Consider the following 19,118-nt stretch of genomic DNA (forward strand, 5'->3'; position numbering starts at 1 on the left):
GGCGGCGATGACGATCGATCAGCTGATCGCTTTATTGGCACTTGTCGTCATGATCATTGGACTTGTCAGCGGAAAAGGAAAATCATAAGCTGCAAAAAAAGAGAGCTGTCTTTCAGCTCTCTTTTTTTGCATGCAAACCGCTTGACGCTTCTGACTGACCCAGGACCTCCGTCCCGTAAAGATCGAATTTCATCGATGCTAAAGCGCCGCCTCTTTGCGATGCTGCCTCAGCACTAATCAGTAACCATTTGCCCTCCGTTGATATGGATCGTCGTTCCGGTGATATACGACCCGTCGTCCGAAGCCAGCAGCACATACGTGGGTGCCAGCTCGTAAGGCTGGGCGGCACGCCCCAGCGGCACGTCGCGGCCGAAGACGGCAACCCGCTCAGGAGGTATCGAAGCGGGATTGAGAGGTGTCCATACGGGACCCGGAGCAACCGCGTTAACCCGGATGCATTGAGGGGCAAGATTTCGGGCGAGAGCGCGGGTGAAGCTGACGATCGCACCTTTAGTCGAGGAGTAGTCCATGAGCGTATCATTGCCGAGATACGCAGTCACGGAAGCGGTGTTTACGATGCTGCTTCCCGGCCGGAGGTGGGGGAGGACCGCCTTGGTCAGAAGGATAAAGGACAAAATGTTTACCTCGAACGTATTTCGCAGCTGTTCTTCGGAAATGTCCAGCAGTGAGGTTTGGAAGTACTGAACCCCGGCATTGTTAATGAGAATGTCGATTTTCCCGAATGCCTTCAGAGTGCTGTCTACGATATACGATGCAAAACCCGGCGACCGCACGTCAACGGGAAGCAGAAGGCATTTTCTGCCGAGCTGGCGGATTCGCCGCTCCGTGTCCTGCGCGTCCCTGTGCTCATTAAGATATACGATCACAAGGTCGGCGCCTTCTTTGGCAAAAGCGATGGCGACCGCACGGCCGATACCGCTGTCTCCTCCGGTGATGATCGCCACCTTGCCCTTTAATTTACCGGTTCCGACATAGTTCGGATTCTCAGAGATAGGGAGCGGGTTCATCACATATTCAATCCCCGGCTGCCCGTGCTGGTGCTGATCCGGCGGAAAAGCCACCGGAATGTCCTTGCACTGGTGAATGACGCCATATTTAGCATACGGATAGTTCATCGGCCAATCCTTCCTTAACCTTTTGATGGTACACAGTCTATTCACGGGATGGGCGAGTGTGCCAGTTATTTTTAAGTCTTACATCGAAATAACAAACGAACATAAACGGCTGTCCCGGACATAAATATGTACCAAAGCTGATGATCACCCAATGATGACGCATGTTGTTGGCATTAGGGATCCTTTTGGAAGGAGGAGGGCCGATTGATAGTAAGCAATGAGATGAATGCTGACAAGAGAATGACACCCAAACGAAAAAGATGGTTCACGCGCAATGATTGGACCGGCTATTTGTTCAGCGCCCCATTAATTATCGGCGTGCTCGCATTTGCCATCTATCCGATGTTTGCCGCATTGTTTATCAGCTTTCACCAGACGTCGGGCCTGTCGCTAAACGGAAAGTGGGTGGGGCTCAGCAATTACCGGTATGCCCTGGAGGATCCGGTCTTCTGGCAAGCGCTTACAAATACGTTTTTGATGGGCGTCTTGTCCGTGGTGCTCGGCATCGTATTATCCTTTGTGCTGGCGAGCCTGATCAACAATCTCAAATGGAACTTCGGCAAAAACTTTTTTAAGGCCGTCTATTTTCTGCCGAACGTCGTGTCGGCGGTAGCGACCAGTCTCCTGTTCTCGTTTCTGTTTTTCCCATCGAAAGAAGGGCTGCTGAACTTTGTGCTGAGCTGGTTCGGGGTACACCATCCCATCGGCTGGTTTACGAATCCGGAGGTGTCGCGCTACAGCATCGTGCTGATGAGCCTGTGGGGGGCGCTTGGCTACAACACAATCATTTTTCTGGCAGGCCTGCAAAGCGTGCCGCGCGACCTGTACGAAGCCGCTGAAGTCGATGGGGCGGGCGGGTACAAGAAATGGCTCCATATCACCATCCCTTATTTACGTCCGATCTTCGTCTTTATGCTCATCATGGGCACGATCGGCGGCATGAAGCGGTTCACTGACGTGTGGCTGATCGGCGGTACGGCAGGCAATCCGGGCGGAAGCCTGATGACGGTGGTGCTGTACATATACCGGAACGCATTTTTGGCATCGCAAATGGGTCTGGCCACAGCCGCTTCTTATCTGCTGTTCATCATCATTTTGGTGCTGACCGCAGTTATGATGCTGTTAAACCGCCGCAAAGACAGCCTCGACTGACGCACTAGGGCCAATACCGACGTCATATCAGAACTACATGATACTTAAGCAAAGGAGGTCCCGCCATGATCCAAACGGCCGATTCCAAGGCGCTGCGCCGTAAAAAAATCCCTGTCAGTCAGTGGATTCTCGCCATCGTGCTGTTTCTCGGCTCCTTTATCATGATCGTGCCATTTCTGTGGATGCTCGTGACCAGCTTCGACTGGGGGGCCCGGCTGAACATTACGTTTCCGCCGAAAATTTGGCCGGAAGAGCCGTCCATACGCACGTATGAAGTGGCCTTTACGAACATTAAAATGTTCCGTTATATCATCAATTCCATCATCGTCAGCGCAGGCGTCATCGTTGTCAGCTCCCTGTCCGCGCTGCTGTCCGGTTATGCCCTCTCCAAGCTGCGGTTCAAAGGGGCGAGCCTGGTGCTTCTGCTGGCACTGAGTACGATGATGATTCCGTTTGAAATGACCATGATTCCGCAGTACCTGCTCTTCAGCAAGCTGGGGCTTCTGGACAATTATCTGGCTTTTTATTTACCGGCACTTAACTATGCCTTCGGCACGTTTTTGGCCAAAGCCTTCATCGACCAGCTGCCATCCAGTCTGCGCGAAGCCGCCATTCTCGACGGCGCCGGGGAGTTCACCGTGTTCGGCCGGGTGTATTTGCCGCTCTGCACGCCGATTATCGCCACCATGATCATCCTCCTGTTCCTGGGCGTGTGGAACGAAATGCTGTGGCCGCTGCTGGTGCTGAAGAACGCTGCCAAATATACGATCCAGATCGGCCTGGCGATGTTTACGTATAACAACGGCATCAACCAACAGCCCTCGATCATTATGGCTGCAACGGCGGTCAGTCTCATTCCTGTCGTCGTCGTATATATGTTTTTGCAGCGTTACATTATCGAAAGCATTGCTTTGTCCGGGATCAAGCAGTAAACCCGGCGAAGCGCGGCCTTGGGGCCGCACGGCACCAATGATGATTGCGAACACACTGATGATGAAAAGGGGGAACACGCATGAAAAAATGGCTTCTGCTCCTGCTGTCCTGCACGCTCGTATTCACGCTGGCAGCCTGCTCTGAAGGGTCAGGCAAAGACGTGACCGGCGGCGTGGAAATCAAGCAAGTCTCCGACATGAAAGGAACCGTCCGGGTGGCGCTGGCCGGCTGGCAGCTCGACAACGGCATCAACGCGCAGACGGGCAATCCGACGATCGGGCTGACCGAGTACATGGATAAGACGTTCAAGAAAATGTACCCGAATATCAAGGTGGAGCTGTACCAAATTCCTTGGGAGAACGTAAAGGCCAAGCAAACGGCGATGCTCATGTCGGGGGATGCCGACGTGCTGTACACCGGGGGAGCTTTTGCCTCCCAATGGTATCAGGACGGACTGCTGCGTGATCTGGATGACCTGATCAAAGAAGACACATCGTTTGATCCCGGCATTTACCTGGACGGCATCATGAACAATTCCTACAGCACCAAGTCGCCGGACGGATCCAAGCAGTTCGGCATTCCTGCCGTGCTGGGCCGCCGCATGACGATCTATGACAAAAAGCTGTTCAGCGACTGGGGCGTCGAAGGCTTGACAGAGAAAGCGACCCCCGAAGAAATTTTGGAAAAAGCCAAAAAGATGACCGGCAAAAATCCGAAAACCGGCGAGCAGAACTACGGCGTATACTGGTCGGGCAACTCGCTGAACGGCTCCACTTTTGTGGCGCTGACCCTGGCTTTCGGAGCGAAAGGGGCCGAAGGCTCGCTGAAAGACGTAAAGTCGATCAAATGGCATCTGAACACCCCGGAAATGGTCAAGGTCATGGAATGGCTGAAGGAGGCCGCAAAGCTGCCGCCGGCCGGCTTTATCACAGCCCAGGGAGCGGAAAACTTCGGGCTTGAGAAGAACAACATCGCGATTGCGCTGGACAGCACCGGCGGCGCGACGATGAACGAATTTATCGCAAACAATAACAAGGATTTGCTGGACCGGTTCGAGCCGGTGATGAATATGGGCCCCAAAGGCGAAGGCTGGGTGGCCGTAGATCCGTTCGTCATGGCGAAGAACGCCAAGGACGTGAAAGCTTCCTGGGAAGTTCTCAAATTCCTGACCAGCCCGATGACGCAAAAATATACGTATGAGAACTTCGCGATGACACCGACGATCAAGCAGGCCGATTTTGTGAAGCCGGAAGACAAATATGTGAAAAAGGCGCTAGATATCGCCAATGTCGGGCACTCCGAGCTGATGGATGAAGCCAATCCGTTCTATATGAGCGACATCGTCCCGGCCGTCAACGGCTTTATCAGCAAGGCGGCTTCCGGCAACGCGCCGGACATCCAGCAGTTCCTGGACGAACTGCAGGACCGCGCGGAGAAATGGTCCGCCAATCTGAAGTGACAGGTTAAAGCGAGTGCAGGGCCCTTCACGGGGCCTTTGCACTTCCTTTTTACCAGGAGACGCAAGGACGATATTCGAAATTGTAGCTGCCTAGCGGCAGGAGCAAATGATCCCATTGCGTGTGTTTAAAAAACAGTATGTAAGGAGGTCCCATGATGGTTCGTGTTGGTTTGGTCGGGGCAGGCGGAATCGCCTCCGAGCATTTGAAGCATATTGACGATCATGATCAGGCAGAGCTGGTCGCCGTGTGCGATATTTCCGCGAAGCAGGCGGAACAAGCTGTAAAACGGTATGGTGGAGTCGCCTATACGGATATCCGGCGGATGCTGGCGAACGAGCAGCTGGATGCACTCTTTGTATGCGTCCCTCCTTTTGCCCATGGTGATATTGAAGAGCAGGCGGCAGGAAGAGGCATTCATCTGCTGGTGGAAAAGCCGCTGGGGCTGGATATGGGCATTGTACGGCAAAAAGCGGATTTTATCCGGAAAGCGGGCGTCATGACGGCCACAGGCTATTGCCTAAGGTATATGGAGCCGGTACAGAAGGCGAAACAGTACCTGGCCGGCAAAGAAATCGCCATGGTGCGGGCCCACAGGTTCGGCGGGTTGCCGGATACTCCTTGGTGGGTGGACCATGCCAAGTCGGGCGGACAGCTGGTAGAGCAGACGACCCATAATGTGGATCTTATGCTGTACTTGGCCGGAACAGTCCACAAGGTCAGTGCTGACATGGCCCTGCTGCTGAACAGAGACGTTCCCGGGATCACGACGCCGGATGCCGCTTCGGTCAACCTGGTGTTCGATTCGGGCGCAATCGGTCACATCGACACCGGTTTTCTACCCCAGCCGGACAGCCGTTCCTCCCTGGAGATCATTGGAAGGGATTTCAGATTGACGCTCGAAGGAACGTCGCTTACCATTCTGGAACCGGAGCAGACGATCATTCTTCGCGGCAAATCCGATTTCTACAAAGTCCAGGACGACGCTTTCATTCGGGCCGTTGCCACGGGTGACCAGAGCTTGATTCTGGCTCCGTATGAAGAAGCGATGCATACGCTGGAAGTGACGCTGGCTGCCAACGAATCGGCACAAAGCGGATTGCCGGTAACCATAACCAAGAGGGGGTAAATATAGAGCCCCTGAAGGAGCCTGCGGGCTCCTTTTTTGCGTATCCGGATTGCTGTAAGCCGTGCATAAACATATCGGTGCCGTGCATAATCACGCCTTTTCCATAATCAGGATATGACGGTGTGTTCCAGAATAGAATCTGGTAAACCGTATTCGATCTATCAATTTGGATTTTTTGGATTCAGTGATTGTATATGTCAATTCGATGAAGGAAACAGTCACAGTTAAGCCAATTTGTATCATCATTACGATGGGGACGCAGCCTTCTAAAAGAAAAAAAATTCCGGATCGAAGGCTCCATTCTCTATCAGGGAACGGGATTCCCGGCTTTCCCTAATTCTTGTTTTCTTGCGAAGATCTTGCTTCTGCTGTCCCAAACAAGGTAAACTCAAACTTAGGCATAAAAAGAGCTGGAACGAGAAGGAAGGATTAGCATGTTGGATCTGAATGTGAATGAGCCGGATCAGCTGGTTCAGGTTGCTCATGCATTGTCCACCCGGGCGAGGGTGGATATGCTGAAACTGCTCTACACGCGGAGCATGAATATCATCGAAATTTCGGAAGCACTCAAGCTGCCGGTGTCGACAGTGGCGAACAACGTCAAAATTTTGGAGGCCGCCAAGCTGCTGACGACAGAGCTTCTGCCCGCGGCCCGGGGGGCGATGAAGGTATGCACCCGCAGTTATGATGACATCCATATCAGTCTCAACCCGGCGATCCAATCGACCAAGGAAAATTACGGCGTGTATGAGGTCGAGATTCCGATCGGATTGTACAGCGATTGCGAAGTATACCCGACCTGCGGCATGGCGAGCGGCACCGAAATGATCATCCGGGAAGACGAGCCGGCGAGCTTCTACCATCCGAAGCATATCGATGCACAGATCATCTGGTTCCGCAAAGGTTACTTGGAGTACATTTTGCCGCTGGAGCTTCCGCAAAACGTCAAAATCAAATCGCTTGAGCTGTCCATGGAAATCTGCTCGGAGGCGCCCAACTTCGATAACGATTGGCCCTCGGACATATCGGTCTGGGTGAACGGGCTTGAGATCGGGATGTGGACGAGTCCGGGGGATTTCGGGGACCGCCGCGGCAGGCTGAACCCCTCCTGGTGGCTCGATTGGACGACGCAGTACGGCCTCTTGAAAACGTGGCGGGTCGATGAGGACCGGACGACGCTGGATATGAAAAAGGTATCGGATGTAGGCATCAACGATCTTCAGCTGGAAGGGCGTCCGAATTTGCGCCTGCGAATCGGCGTGGATCCAAATGCGGTCCATAAAGGCGGGGTGAACATCTTTGGGCGGCAGTTCGGCGATTATGAGCAGGACATCAAGATGCGTATCCAATATGTTCCCCTCACGGACGAAGCGTAAAACCATTGTTACAACAAGTTTGTAACAATGGTTTTTTTGTTTCTGTTACGGGGCTTGTGGATTTTTATGGGAGAAGAGCGTGGTTAGGCAATTTCTTCTTGCTGATAAAGCGATGAAGCCCATTTGATATGCACGAGAATAGAAACAACTCAAAATTTTTATTACAAAAAAATGAAATGAATGCGTTGACAAAATAGAAGTTTAGCCGTAATATAGCCCCATAAGAACAATAAAATTGTAATAAAACAATAACGTTGTTCTTTAGAACGACTACGGTGACGAAAATGGGGGGTACGTATGAGAAGAAAATTCAGCTTCATGTGGATCACATTACTGTCTCTGACCTTATTGCTCAGCGCCTGCGGCAGCGGTGGCAGCGGCAGCAGTGGCGGGGCAGACAGTGCAGGCGGAGACGCGTCCGGCGGTACTGGTGAAAGCGCTTCGACGGATACGGGCGGCGGCAGCGGCGAGAAAGTGAACCTTTCCTTCTGGACGCTGTTTGACGGCGGAGACGGTGATAACATGCAGGCGATGGTAGACCAGTTCAATAAAGAGCATCCCGATATTCAAGTGAAAAATACGAAGCTCGTCTGGGGCGAGTATTATACGAAGCTGATCACAGCGGTTGGCGCAGGCAACGGTCCGGATGTGGGCATCTCCCATATTTCCCGTCTTCCCGACCTGATCAATCAGGGGGTTGCAACCGAGCTGGACGATTCGGCAAAGGATGCCAACATCGACTGGAGCACGTTCAACCAGAACATTCTGGAAGCTTCCGTTTACGATGACAAGCATTATGCGGTTCCGATCGATACACATCCGTTTATTATGTACTACAATAAAAAGCTGCTTAAAGACGCAGGGCTGCTCGGCGAAGACGGCAAGCCGGTTCTGGAGCAATCTGGCGAGGGATTCATCAAGTTTCTGACAACGCTGAAAGAGAAGCTTCCGAAAGGCAAATATCCGTTTGCGCTCTCGAGCTCCAACGACGATCCATTCCGTTTCTGGTGGGCACTTTATTCGCAGCAGGGCGGCAATGACGTCGTATCCGACGACCTGAAATCAGCCGACATCGACAAAGAAAAAGCAGTAAAAGCCGCGGATTATATTAAGGACTTATACCATAAGTACAATTTCATCAAGCTGAACGACCCGGATTTCTATAAAACGTTCCAGAGCGGAAATGCGGCGATTATGATGACCGGCGTGTGGGCGACCGGAACGTGGGAGAAAACGAAAGGGCTGGAATTCGGAGCCATGCCGATCCCTAAAGTATTCGATCAGGAAGCGACATGGGGCGATTCGCATACGATCATTCTGCCGGCAACGAGCAATGAAGATCCGGAGAAGCGCAAAGCTGCACTGATTTTCGCCAACTGGATCGCCGACCACGGAGAAATCTGGGCGAAAGCGGGCCATATCCCTTCGAAGCCGGCCGTATTCGACAAGCCGGAATTCAAAGAGATGCCGTACCGGAGCGATTATGTCTCGGTGGCAAGCACCGTTAAATTCAACAAGCATTCCGACAAGAACTGGCAGATCCGCGATAACGCGCTCTTTAAATATTTGAACGAAGTTTGGTCCAACAAGATGTCGAGCTCGGATGCCGTTGACAAAATGCAGACCGAGATCGGTAAAGTTTTAAGCGAGTAACCATGAGGGTATGATCCATCAGACAGGTTTGGGGCGGCTGGCTCCAAGCCTGCCTGAGCGATGCGGGAGAGGAAGGTGAGTCATGAAGAAGCTTCGGATCGACTTGCAGGCACTGATTTTTTTACTGCCCTTTCTGATTGTGTATGTGTTGTTTACGATCTGGCCGATGATTAAGGGCGCGCAGATGAGCTTTTATAAATGGACCCTGATCCGGAAGATGAAATATGTCGGGTGGGACAATTTCCAGCGCATGTTTCATGACGACCAGTTCTGGGCTGCGGTATGGCATTCTACGATTTTCGTTTTTCTGACGACGCCGACCATGATCGTGCTGGCCATCGCGCTGGCACTTATCGCGAACCGGAAATCCAAGCTGCAGAAGCTGTACCGCAGTGCGTTTTTTCTGCCGAGCATTCTTTCGGTTTCGGTGGCATCGTATTTGGGGTTGTTTATGTTCCAGCCCTATACCGGCTTCATTAACGGGATTCTGCATGGACTCGGCATCCTGGCGGAAGGGAAAGAGATCTTCTGGCTCACTGAGCCGTCGCTGGCCTGGATTGCGGTCGCCGCTCTGACTCTGTGGTGGACGGTGGGGTTCAACTTTATTTTGTATCTGTCCGCCATGCAGGAAATCCCGGACGAAATTTATGAGGCGGCATCGCTGGACGGAGCGGCCAAAGGGCAGATGTTCTGGCGGATCACGCTGCCGATGATGAATTCGATCACACGGATGATTCTGATGCTGCAAATTATCGCTTCCTATAAAGTGTTCATGCAAATTTACATCATTACGGGCGGCGGACCGCTGGATTCGACAAGGCCGATCATCCAGTACATTTACCAGAGCGGTTTCAAAAAAAATGACCTGGGTTACGCGGCGACGATGTCCTATATGCTGTTTGCGATTTTGCTCGTATTGTCGATTATCCAGTATGTCGTTAACAACCGGAAGGAGGCGGCTTAAGGCATGAAATGGGTATACCGGATCGTTTCTGTCATCGCGGCGTGCGTGTTTCTGATTCCGCTGGTCTGGATGCTGGTCGTATCGATCAAGCAGGAAGGGATGAAGGTCTCCGGTTTGTTCGACTGGTTTACGCCGCCATATTCTTTCGCGGTGTACGGACAAATTATCAGCGGCACTAAGCTGATGCAGTGGGTGTGGAACAGCTTCTTCGTCGCAGGCGTCGTCACGGTTCTGACCGTTCTAGTTGCGGCGATGGCGGCTTATGCATTGTCCAAAATTCCTTTCCGGTTTAAAGCCATCATGTTCTTTTTCATTTTGGCGGGTCTTCTCGTTCCCGGCGAAGCAACCATCATTCCGCTGTATCAGGTCGCCAAGGACATGCATTTGCTGAATTCGTACCAGGGGCTGATCGTCACAGCGCTGGCTTCGCCGATGGCGGTAATCGTGCTTAAAGGATTTTTTGACGGCATCCCGAACGACCTGATTGAGAGCGTGCAGATGGATGGAGGCGGCGTGTGGAAAATATTCGCGGTGATCATGCTGCCGCTGACCCGGCCGGCGCTCGCGTCGATGGCGATTCTGACCTTTATCGGCTCGTGGAACAATTTCCTGTGGCCATTCCTGTCGCTGACAAACGACAAGCTGTTTACGCTGCCGATGGGAATTCCGACCTTGATGAGCCAGTACTCGGAGGATTACGTGAAGCCGATGGTTGTGAACACGCTGTCTTCCATCCCGATCATTATTCTGTTTGTGATCTTTGAACGGCAAATCATAAAGGGGATCAGCCTGTCGGGGATTAAAGGGTGAGCGGCGTTGCCGTAGCCGGGATAGAGCCGAAGCGGCGCGAGCGTGCCATCGATTTGTTCAAAGGACTGCTGATCGTCGGGATGGTGTACTGCCACACGCTGCAATTTTTCAGCGATCCGGTCGTGTACCCGTCCATCAGCCGCTGGATCGATTTCTTCAACCTCATCACCTTCTCGGGGTTTGTGTTCAGCTTCGGGTATGTATCGCAGCTTGCTTATTATTCCAAGCCGTTTCGCAGCGCTTGCCCGCGGATGCTGGCAGCCGCGCTGAAAACACTGCTGGCCTTTTATGTATCCGGAACGGCGTTCAGGGTGTTTCATGACGGAGCGCCGCTCCAATGGGACACGATTCGGCCGATCATGCTGCTGAAGGATATCCCGGGCTGGTCCGAGTTCCTGGTGTCTTTTACGTATTTGATGGTCCTCGGCTTGGTGCTGTTCGTTCCGCTGCGCTGGCTATCCGGGCGAAAGTGGCTTGGTTTTCTGGCGGCCGGCCTGCTGCTTGCAGAGACGCTGTTTCCTTATGGAGCGGTCCACGTTCCCCAGCTTGGGTTATTGGTCGGCACGAGGGATTTCGCCTCGTTTCCGCCTGTTCAATATTTTCCGTATTACCTGCTTGGGATCTTGTTCGCCAAATACCGGATTCGCTTCGACTGGCTCGTTCTCGCCGGATCGGTGCTTGCAACCGGACTGTTTGCGGCAAATTGGCGGTATGCCGGGGAGCTTCCCTCGCGGTTTCCGCCTTCATTGTTCTGGATTATCGGTGCTGCCTTCATATTATATGGTTATTATTTGCTGGCCAGGGTATTGGAACGCATTCCGTACGCGTTTGGCTTTCTGGAGTCGATGGGGCGGAACGTGCTTTTGTATCTGGTGCTCAGCAATTTGCTGATTTTTACGGTAAAAAGCAGCCGGCCGGATCTTCTCGTCGGAAGCGGCGGCGGCTTGCTGTACGCGGCAGGATGGCTCGCCGTATGCGGATTTTGCAGCTGGATCGTTACCAAGCGTACGCGCTAAATGTGATTACTTCAAAGGAGTAGAGAGAAATGACAGAGATGCTGCGCGGCGAATATCCTCGCCCACAATTGGTTAGAGCGGATTGGCTCAACCTTAACGGAGTATGGAATTTTGAATTTGATGACGAAGCGGCCGGCGAGAGGGAAAAATGGTACGAGCATCCTTCCTTCTCGCGGACCATTCAGGTTCCGTTTTGCTATCAGAGCAAGCTGAGCGGAATCGGAGATCCTTCGTTCCATGATATCGTGTGGTACCATCGGACCTTTACGGTGCCAACAGCGTACCAAGGCAAGCGGCTGATTCTGCATTTCGGTGCCGTGGATTATGAATGCAAAGTATGGGTGAACGGCAGGCTCGCCGCTATCCACGAAGGCGGTCATACGCCGTTTGACGCGGATATTACGGACCTGCTTCAGGGAGCGGACAACTCGATCGTGGTCAAAGCCGTTGATTACAGCCGGGACGCGGCGCTTCCGCGGGGCAAGCAATACTGGGAAGAAACATCGGCCGGGATCTTCTATACGAGAACGACGGGGATTTGGCAGACGGTGTGGATCGAACCTGTGCATGACCTCCATATCCGTAGGATTCGGCTGACGCCGGATATCGATACGAATGAAGTGTCGCTGCAGGCTTTCGTTCAGGGCTGGGACACCGGGGCCAAGCTTCAATTAAAGTCGGTAATTTCTTTCGCGGGGCAAGTCGTTTCCGAAGATTCCTTTTCGGTGACGGGGAAAGACGAGATGCGCCGCATCCGCCTGCACGATTTTAACGATCATGGCTTGGGGCGCTGGTGGTCGCCTGAACGTCCAAATCTGTACGATTTGGAGCTGACTCTCCTGGTGGACGGAGAAGCGGTGGATACTGTCGCGAGTTACTTCGGCATGCGGAAAATTTCGATCGAGGACGGCGTCGTGCTGCTCAATAACCGTCCTTATTATATGAAAATGGTGCTGGACCAGGGGTATTTTCCGGATGGCCTGCTGACCGCTCCTTCCGATGAAGCGCTGAAAAAAGACATTGAGCTGACGAAGGAAATGGGATTCAACGGCGCCCGAAAGCATCAAAAGATCGAAGACCCCCGTTACCTGTACTGGGCGGACCGTTTGGGCCTGCTTGTCTGGGGAGAGATGGCCAACGCGTTCCGGTTCACGGAAACCTATGCCGGTCAGATCACCCGGGAATGGCTGCAGGCGGTGGAGCGGGATTATAATCATCCCTGCATCGTAGCCTGGGTTCCGCTCAATGAAAGCTGGGGCGTAACGAATATATTGGTGAGTCCTGCCGAGCAGCAGCATGCGCTGGCGCTGTATCACATGACTAAATCGCTGGACATGTCACGTCCGGTCATCTCTAACGACGGCTGGGAACTGGTCAAAACCGACCTGGTTACTATTCATGATTACGAATGGCGCAAAGAAGTGCTGGCGGACCGCTATTCGACCGTGGAGCAGGCGCTTCAGGCAAAACCGGGCAACCGCTGGATTCTGGTGCCGGGGTATCCTTATGAAGGACAGCCGCTGCTGCTTACCGAATTCGGCGGAATCTCATTCCAGAAGGGGAACCAGAAAGGATGGGGTTATTCTGGGGCGTCGAATGAGGAAGATTTCGAACGGCGCCTGGCCGACGTGGTTCAGGGCGCTCTCGCTTCGCCCGTGCTTCAGGGCTTCTGCTACACGCAGCTGACGGACGTCGAACAGGAAATTAACGGTTTGCTGACGTACGACCGACAGCCCAAGATTCCGCTGGAGAAGATCCGCGAGATTGTGCAGGGACGTTGATACAGTTTTAAAATAGAGTGGCTAATAAGTAAATAAAGAGTGAAGAGGGCCCCGTTTTGGGGCTTTCTTTTTTTGTAAATGGTGGCATCGCCTAGTTAATCGGTATAAAGACTGTTATAATACAAAAGACAAAGATATGATTGATCAGGATAAAGTGGGCCCTTTCTTTGTTTAGAACCATCGCGTGACCAATGGAACTCAGGGTCCGAACAAAACCATGGTGATACAGGAAAAGGGGAATGAGAAATGGAAATGAAGCTGATTTTTACAAACAAAGGCAAAAATGCCATCGGGAACTTCGAAAACGAGGAGCTGATCGAAGTGTTCACGAGGTACAGTAAGACATTGATGAAAAAGTACGATCTTGTCGTGTCGGTTCCCTCTGAAGATAATCGCGACATTACGGCCGACGGTACCATCAATGTACATCTGAACGACGTCAAATGCGATGTTCAAACGTTTTTCAAGGAACTGGCCAGAGATGTGAAGGTTCCGTTAAAGAAACGGCTGGACGCCGGCGAGACGCTGGATGGCGTGTTTAAGGCGGAGCTGGTCAAATAAGGCATTAGAATAATCGTTAATGAAAAAAAGGGAGCCGGCGGGCTCCCTTTTTTTTTGATGATCGAGCGAAAACCACACAAATAACAGCTTAGCCTTTTAGAGCGGATATTCATCCGTTCACGGCTGCAGCACCGGCCGTTAATTCCGACCAAACCGCCTTCACGTCTCCGGCATTCATGATTTTTCCGAAGTACTGCCCAATGTTCGATAGGGTCATTTCGTGGGCCTCGGCAGAGGAACCGGCGCAGGCGTCCTCGACGAGCGTCACGTTATAGTCGAGCATGAATGCGTCCCTGGCGGTCGACTCCACGCATACGTTCGTGAGGACGCCGGTCAGGACAACAGATTTGCACCCCAGAGAGCGCAGCATCAAATCGAGGTTGGTGCCGATAAATGCGCTGTACCGGTGCTTTTCCACCACATAATCGCCCTCTTTGGGCTCCAGCCCGTACAGCTCCGTGCCCCAACTTCCCTTCTCGACAATCCGAAGCGGGTTGCCGCTGGCCGTATGCTGCAGCTCCCATGCCTGGGAGGTAGTGCCCGCATCCAGCGTCATTTGCACGAAGATGACCGGCACGCCGCTTGCCCTCGCTTGACCGGTAAGGTCATGGATGGGCCGCACACAGGCCTGGAACGCCGGGATATCGACGACTCCCGCGCGGCCGCAGGCCCCGTTTTCGTGGCAAAAATCGTTTTGCATGTCGATGATGATCAGGGCGGTATCCTCCGGATGAAGCCATGCATGGGTACTCAAATGAAATCCCTCCTAAATATTGTTGTGTTTATGTAAAATAATATAACATTAAAACTCCGGATACAGGATATCGCACTTTTTTATACCCTGAATCACATGAAATATGATATAAATAGGATAATATATGTTATTTATTCTTACACAATCGGGAATTCCTCCGACCTGCTGTTCGGTAAAACCAATTTATATGGAAGGTGGGGATGGAATGGATCTGGAAGGTCTGCATTCATTTGCAACGATCGCCAAGGAGAAGAGCATTTCCAAGGCTGCCCAGACGCTGCATGTCACCCAGCCGACGCTGAGCGCGCGAATACGCAAGCTGGAGGAGGGGATGGGAGTCAAGCTGCTGGACCGGGGGTGGGACGGAGTGAAGCTGACGCAGGAAGGGCATTATTTTCTGTATTATGCGATCCAAATGGTAAGCCAGTTCAACAATGCCTCCGCGATGCTTAACAAAGCAGACCTGCTGAAGTTCGATCGTTCCCTTGCCGAAGTGACCCGCATGGACCGGATGGTGATCGGCGTCGACACCGGACTGTCCAGCAGGTTCGTGTACCCTCTCGTTGCCGAATTGCAGCGCATTCGCCCCGATCTGAAGTGCAAGTATGTTTCCCGTTCGTCCATGCTGCTCATTGATCTGATCGAGTACGGGGTCATCGATATCGGGCTGTTTTATGATGTGAAGGAATGCCGCCATTTGCAGCCGGTGCATCTTCTGGACGACGAATGGGTGCTGTTGTGTTCGGAAGAAGCCTACCGGGGCGTGATCCGCAAGGATGATGACCTTATCGACGTGCTCAAGCATGACATGTTCGTGCTGTTCGAAAATCCGATCGCCACCTACGTGAATGTATGGGAGGTGCTGTCCAGACTGTTTGGGTCCACGCCCGACAAGTTCCAAATCGTGGACAGCAGCGATATGATGCTGGGGGTGGTGGCCAACGGCCAGGGATACACGTTCGTACCTAAATGCTACGTCCCTGAGCTGTACCTGGAGGCCTATCCCATCCGAATGATCCCTTTTGGTTCCATGCTGCCGGCTCTGCCGGTATACATGGCATACTCGGAAACCGTCCAGCTCGACGTGCCGATCGGCGAATTGCAGCGCAGGCTGCTTGCCAGATACAAGCCGGGCGCAGGGCACACCGCCGCTTCCGGCGGTTTGAATGGATAAGGAGACAAATACAAAAATAGGAGCACCCTCCTGGATGAAATGAGCCGGGAGGGTGCTTTTTTTGCTTGTGCGGATTCAGACGAAGAAGTTGAACGGGCACGGATTCATCGTGATGCGGGTACAGCGGGTGCAGCTGTCATACCGTTTCTGAACATCGGCTGAATGACGGGCTCGATGCCCTCGACATCGATGTCATACAAAGTGCCAAGAAGCGAAAGGAGCGGAATGGCGGCAGACGCTGCCGCTTCTATACGCTCTTTGGCCATCGGGATGCCGATGATCGCTGCCTGCAGAACCTCGGCGGTGCTTTCTTCCGCATCCCTTTCTTTTCGGGTAGTGGCTGTTAGCTTGTATTCGTTATCCATGGTATTCCTCCTCTGGTATGGTATGTAGCGGTCTGATTCGTCTGTCCACTGATCAGGTGATGTGCAGAAACCGGTTTTTCGACTAGTCCAGCTCCGGATGACGGAAATGCCAGTCCGTGCTTTGTTCATACGCATGGCCGATGCCGAGCAGCTCCGCTTCGGCAAACGGTTTGCCGATGAGCTGCATGCTGATCGGCATCCCTGCGGCCGAAAAGCCGCAGGGCATGGCGAGGCTCGGCAGGCCGGTTACGTTCGTCGGCATGGTCAGTTCAGCGAAGCGCATGCTGATTTCGACGTCGTGGATGCCGGGCGCAGTTGCCGGGAGGGTCGGGGTAAGCAGGACGTCGGCTGCAGACAGCGCCTGCATATACTCCTGCTGCAGGAGCCGGCGCGCCCGCTGTGCCTGCAAATAGTGGACGGCCGGGATCAGGCGGGCGCCTTCGATCATTCCCCGGACATCCGGTCCGTACTGCTCCGGCTGTTCCCGGTACCACTTCTCGTGAATGGAGGCGACCTCACCCATACAAATGCCGTTGCCGATTGCGCCGACATGGCTGAGGAGCGGGATATCTACTTCAATGACATTCGCTCCAAGCAGCTTGAACTGTCCCATGGCTGCCTGGAGGGCGGCCTCCACCTCCGGATCAATGCCGTCGTAGTAAAAGGACGAAGGAATCCCGATGGTAATGCCGTGCAGATCGCCGCGCAGCATGCCGGTGAAATCCGGGACCGATACGTCGGCCGACGTATCGTCCAGCGGGTCATACCCCGCCATAGCCTGAAGGCAGATGGCGGCGTCTTGGGTCGAGCGGGTCAGCGGGCCGGCGTGGTCCAGCGACCACGACAGCGGAAAAATGCCATGGCGGCTGACCCTGCCGTATGTCGGCTTCAGGCCGACGATGCCGCAGGCTGCTGCGGGAATGCGGACTGAGCCGCCGGTGTCCGTGCCTGTGCCCATGTAGGCAAGTCCGGCGGCTACGGCCGATCCCGAGCCACCGCTTGAGCCGCCCGGCGATTTCTCCAGGTTCCACGGATTGCGGCAGGGACCGAAATGAGGGCTGTTCGTCAGCGTCCCGGCGGCAAACTCATGGGTCTGCACTTTGCCGAGCAGGACCGCGCCTGCTTCACCCAGCTTACGGACGACGGTGGCATCCGTATCCGGCACGAATGTTTCAAGGATTTTGGAGCCGACAGCCGTCCGGATTCCCTGGGTATTGTAAATATCTTTGTGGGCGATAGGAATGCCGTGAAGCGGACCTCTGTACTCTCCTTTCATGATTTCAACTTCGGCCGCTTTGGCCTGGGCGAGCGCGAGATCAGCCGTAACCGTTACGTACGCATTCAGCCGGGGATTGAGCGTTTCAATCCGTTCGAGAAGCATCTGCGTAATTTCGACGGGTGAAATGCGGCGGCTGCGGATCCGTTCCGATAAGCCGGCGATCGTATCATACAGCAGCTCCTGATGCAGGGTGGTCATAGATAACATCTCCTTTGCGAAAAAAATTGTGGATGATACTCTACCTCTCGATTGACTTGAACAAATGGATTCTTTAAGGATATCCGCCCATAGTTGATTTACCTTCAACATGTGTCATTTCTATGGAAGAATGATGATCCTCAAACGCAAAAATCCAATCGTTTTTTGTATATAGGGAGGTAATTGTTAAGAAACATAACATATTTTTCGCCGAAAAGGGGCTAAAACAAGGTATAGAATGTTTCGATATCCTAACATTACAGGATTTGTGTTAGTATTTATCACACGAACAGTATTCCTGGCATGCTGCAAAAACCGCTTGATCAAAGGCCGGGGAGATCCATTTTTCAGAAGCTGCGAAGGAGGGAATATGATGTCAAATCTATTGGAAATCGACAGCCTTGTCACCTCATTTTCGACCAAGAAAGGGATGGTGGATGCCGTCAGGGGAGTCACCCTGCGGGTCAAAAAAGGCAAGACGACGGTTATTCTCGGGGAATCGGGTTCGGGGAAGAGCGTCATGCTCCGTTCCATTCTGCGGCTGACGCAGCGCGGTTCGAATGTTGCCGGCAGCGTCCGGCTCGAAGGAGAAGACTTGCTGGGCAAATCGCCGAAAGAAATGGTGGCGATCCGCGGGAACCGGGTGGCGATGATATTCCAGGACGCCCTTTCGGCGCTCGACCCGCTGTACAGGGTCGGCGACCAGCTGAAGGAAACGATCAGGGCGCACCATAAGGTGGGGAGAAGGGAGGCGAAGGATAGGGTCATCGAGCTGTTCCGTAAGGTCGGCATTCCTTCGCCGGAAGAAAGGGTGCGTGCCTACCCGCACGAGATGAGCGGCGGCATGCGGCAGAGGGCGGTCATTGCGATGGCGCTCGGCTGCCGTCCCGATCTGCTTCTTGCCGATGAACCGACCACCGCCCTGGACGTTACCATTCAGGCGCAAATCCTCCGGCTGTTCAAGGAGCTTCAGGCCGAGTTCGGAATGTCGATCGTGCTGGTCACCCATGATATCGGCGTGGCCGCCGAAATGGCCGACGAGGTCGCCGTCATGTATGCCGGCAAAATCGTCGAGTATGGATCGGCGGAGGAGGTTCTGACCAGACCGATGCATCCCTACACAGCCGGGCTGATTGCTGCTACGCCTCAGAGCAAGCAAACGGGAAGGCTGTCCACCATCCCAGGACAGCCGCCGCTCATTACGGAAATGCCGCCGGGATGCGCTTTTGCACAGCGCTGTCCTTATGCCGAGAGCCGGTGCACGGAGAGTGTCCCGGATTACGTAAGCGCGGGACGATCGCAGCAGGCGGCCTGCTTCCAGCTTGCCGGCCGGGAAAGATACGCCCAATAAAAATAATGGAACCCTGTGGAGGTGCCGGA

General features: G+C 53.5%; 17 protein-coding genes. 13 read left to right on the forward strand and 4 right to left on the reverse strand.

Features of this window, described 5'->3' with window-relative positions:
* Positions 1-233: 233 nt before the first annotated feature.
* Positions 234-1,136: a glucose 1-dehydrogenase gene (locus K2F33_RS19035; protein WP_076170986.1), complete on the reverse strand. Its 903-nt coding sequence runs from the start codon at positions 1,134-1,136 to the stop codon at positions 234-236.
* 222 nt (positions 1,137-1,358) lie between these two features.
* Between K2F33_RS19035 and K2F33_RS19040 the strand changes: the two genes are divergently transcribed.
* The 11 genes from K2F33_RS19040 (at position 1,359) to K2F33_RS19090 (ending at position 13,968) form a co-directional block, all read left to right on the forward strand.
* Positions 1,359-2,288, forward strand: a complete 930-nt coding sequence (locus K2F33_RS19040) for a carbohydrate ABC transporter permease (RefSeq protein ID WP_076171734.1) — start codon at positions 1,359-1,361, stop codon at positions 2,286-2,288.
* Between the two features lie 65 nt (positions 2,289-2,353).
* On the forward strand, positions 2,354-3,220 hold the full coding sequence (locus tag K2F33_RS19045) for a carbohydrate ABC transporter permease (RefSeq protein WP_076170988.1): 867 nt from the start codon (positions 2,354-2,356) through the stop codon (positions 3,218-3,220).
* Between the two features lie 80 nt (positions 3,221-3,300).
* Entirely contained in the window at positions 3,301-4,680 is a 1,380-nt protein-coding gene (locus tag K2F33_RS19050; RefSeq protein ID WP_076170990.1) for an extracellular solute-binding protein, read from the forward strand.
* Between the two features lie 152 nt (positions 4,681-4,832).
* The gene (locus K2F33_RS19055; protein ID WP_263878251.1) at positions 4,833-5,807 is read left to right on the forward strand and encodes a Gfo/Idh/MocA family protein; all 975 of its coding nucleotides are present in this window, start codon (positions 4,833-4,835) and stop codon (positions 5,805-5,807) included.
* Positions 5,808-6,241: 434 nt separating this feature from the next.
* Positions 6,242-7,183 carry an ArsR/SmtB family transcription factor gene (locus tag K2F33_RS19060; protein WP_076170998.1) on the forward strand — a complete coding sequence of 314 codons (942 nt, stop codon included), beginning with the start codon at positions 6,242-6,244 and terminating at the stop codon, positions 7,181-7,183.
* 297 nt (positions 7,184-7,480) lie between these two features.
* A complete protein-coding gene (locus tag K2F33_RS19065) occupies positions 7,481-8,836 on the forward strand; it encodes an ABC transporter substrate-binding protein (RefSeq protein ID WP_076171000.1) in 1,356 nt (451 codons plus the stop codon).
* 82 nt (positions 8,837-8,918) lie between these two features.
* Positions 8,919-9,800 carry a carbohydrate ABC transporter permease gene (locus tag K2F33_RS19070; protein ID WP_076171002.1) on the forward strand — a complete coding sequence of 294 codons (882 nt, stop codon included), beginning with the start codon at positions 8,919-8,921 and terminating at the stop codon, positions 9,798-9,800.
* Between the two features lie 3 nt (positions 9,801-9,803).
* The gene (locus tag K2F33_RS19075; RefSeq protein ID WP_076171004.1) at positions 9,804-10,610 is read left to right on the forward strand and encodes a carbohydrate ABC transporter permease; all 807 of its coding nucleotides are present in this window, start codon (positions 9,804-9,806) and stop codon (positions 10,608-10,610) included.
* Positions 10,607-11,626 (forward strand): hypothetical protein, encoded by a 1,020-nt coding sequence (locus K2F33_RS19080; RefSeq protein ID WP_263878252.1) that lies wholly within the window; start codon positions 10,607-10,609, stop codon positions 11,624-11,626. Before K2F33_RS19075 ends, K2F33_RS19080 begins: the two co-directional genes overlap by 4 nt.
* A 29-nt stretch (positions 11,627-11,655) precedes the next feature.
* A complete protein-coding gene (locus K2F33_RS19085) occupies positions 11,656-13,407 on the forward strand; it encodes a glycoside hydrolase family 2 protein (protein WP_263878253.1) in 1,752 nt (583 codons plus the stop codon).
* A gap of 246 nt (positions 13,408-13,653) precedes the next feature.
* Entirely contained in the window at positions 13,654-13,968 is a 315-nt protein-coding gene (locus tag K2F33_RS19090) for a hypothetical protein (protein ID WP_076171010.1), read from the forward strand.
* Positions 13,969-14,077: 109 nt separating this feature from the next.
* On the opposite strand, the gene K2F33_RS19095 is transcribed toward K2F33_RS19090, so the two are convergent.
* Complete coding sequence (locus tag K2F33_RS19095; protein ID WP_263878254.1) at positions 14,078-14,722, reverse strand: cysteine hydrolase family protein; 645 nt, start codon at positions 14,720-14,722, stop codon at positions 14,078-14,080.
* 205 nt (positions 14,723-14,927) lie between these two features.
* Between K2F33_RS19095 and K2F33_RS19100 the strand changes: the two genes are divergently transcribed.
* Positions 14,928-15,896: a LysR family transcriptional regulator gene (locus tag K2F33_RS19100; protein ID WP_076171014.1), complete on the forward strand. Its 969-nt coding sequence runs from the start codon at positions 14,928-14,930 to the stop codon at positions 15,894-15,896.
* A 104-nt stretch (positions 15,897-16,000) separates the two neighbouring features.
* Here the strand turns inward: K2F33_RS19100 and K2F33_RS19105 are convergent, their stop codons facing one another.
* Entirely contained in the window at positions 16,001-16,261 is a 261-nt protein-coding gene (locus K2F33_RS19105) for a hypothetical protein (RefSeq protein ID WP_263878255.1), read from the reverse strand.
* An 82-nt stretch (positions 16,262-16,343) separates the two neighbouring features.
* Entirely contained in the window at positions 16,344-17,738 is a 1,395-nt protein-coding gene (locus K2F33_RS19110) for an amidase (protein ID WP_263878256.1), read from the reverse strand.
* Between the two features lie 370 nt (positions 17,739-18,108).
* On the opposite strand from K2F33_RS19110, the gene K2F33_RS19115 reads away from it, so the two are divergent.
* Positions 18,109-19,089 carry an ABC transporter ATP-binding protein gene (locus K2F33_RS19115; RefSeq protein ID WP_244867189.1) on the forward strand — a complete coding sequence of 327 codons (981 nt, stop codon included), beginning with the start codon at positions 18,109-18,111 and terminating at the stop codon, positions 19,087-19,089.
* The last annotated feature ends 29 nt before the right edge of the window (positions 19,090-19,118 follow it).

Origin of the sequence: Paenibacillus sp. PSB04 (genome assembly GCF_025809195.1) — a bacterium.
Taxonomy (GTDB): domain Bacteria; phylum Bacillota; class Bacilli; order Paenibacillales; family Paenibacillaceae; genus Paenibacillus_AQ; species Paenibacillus_AQ favisporus.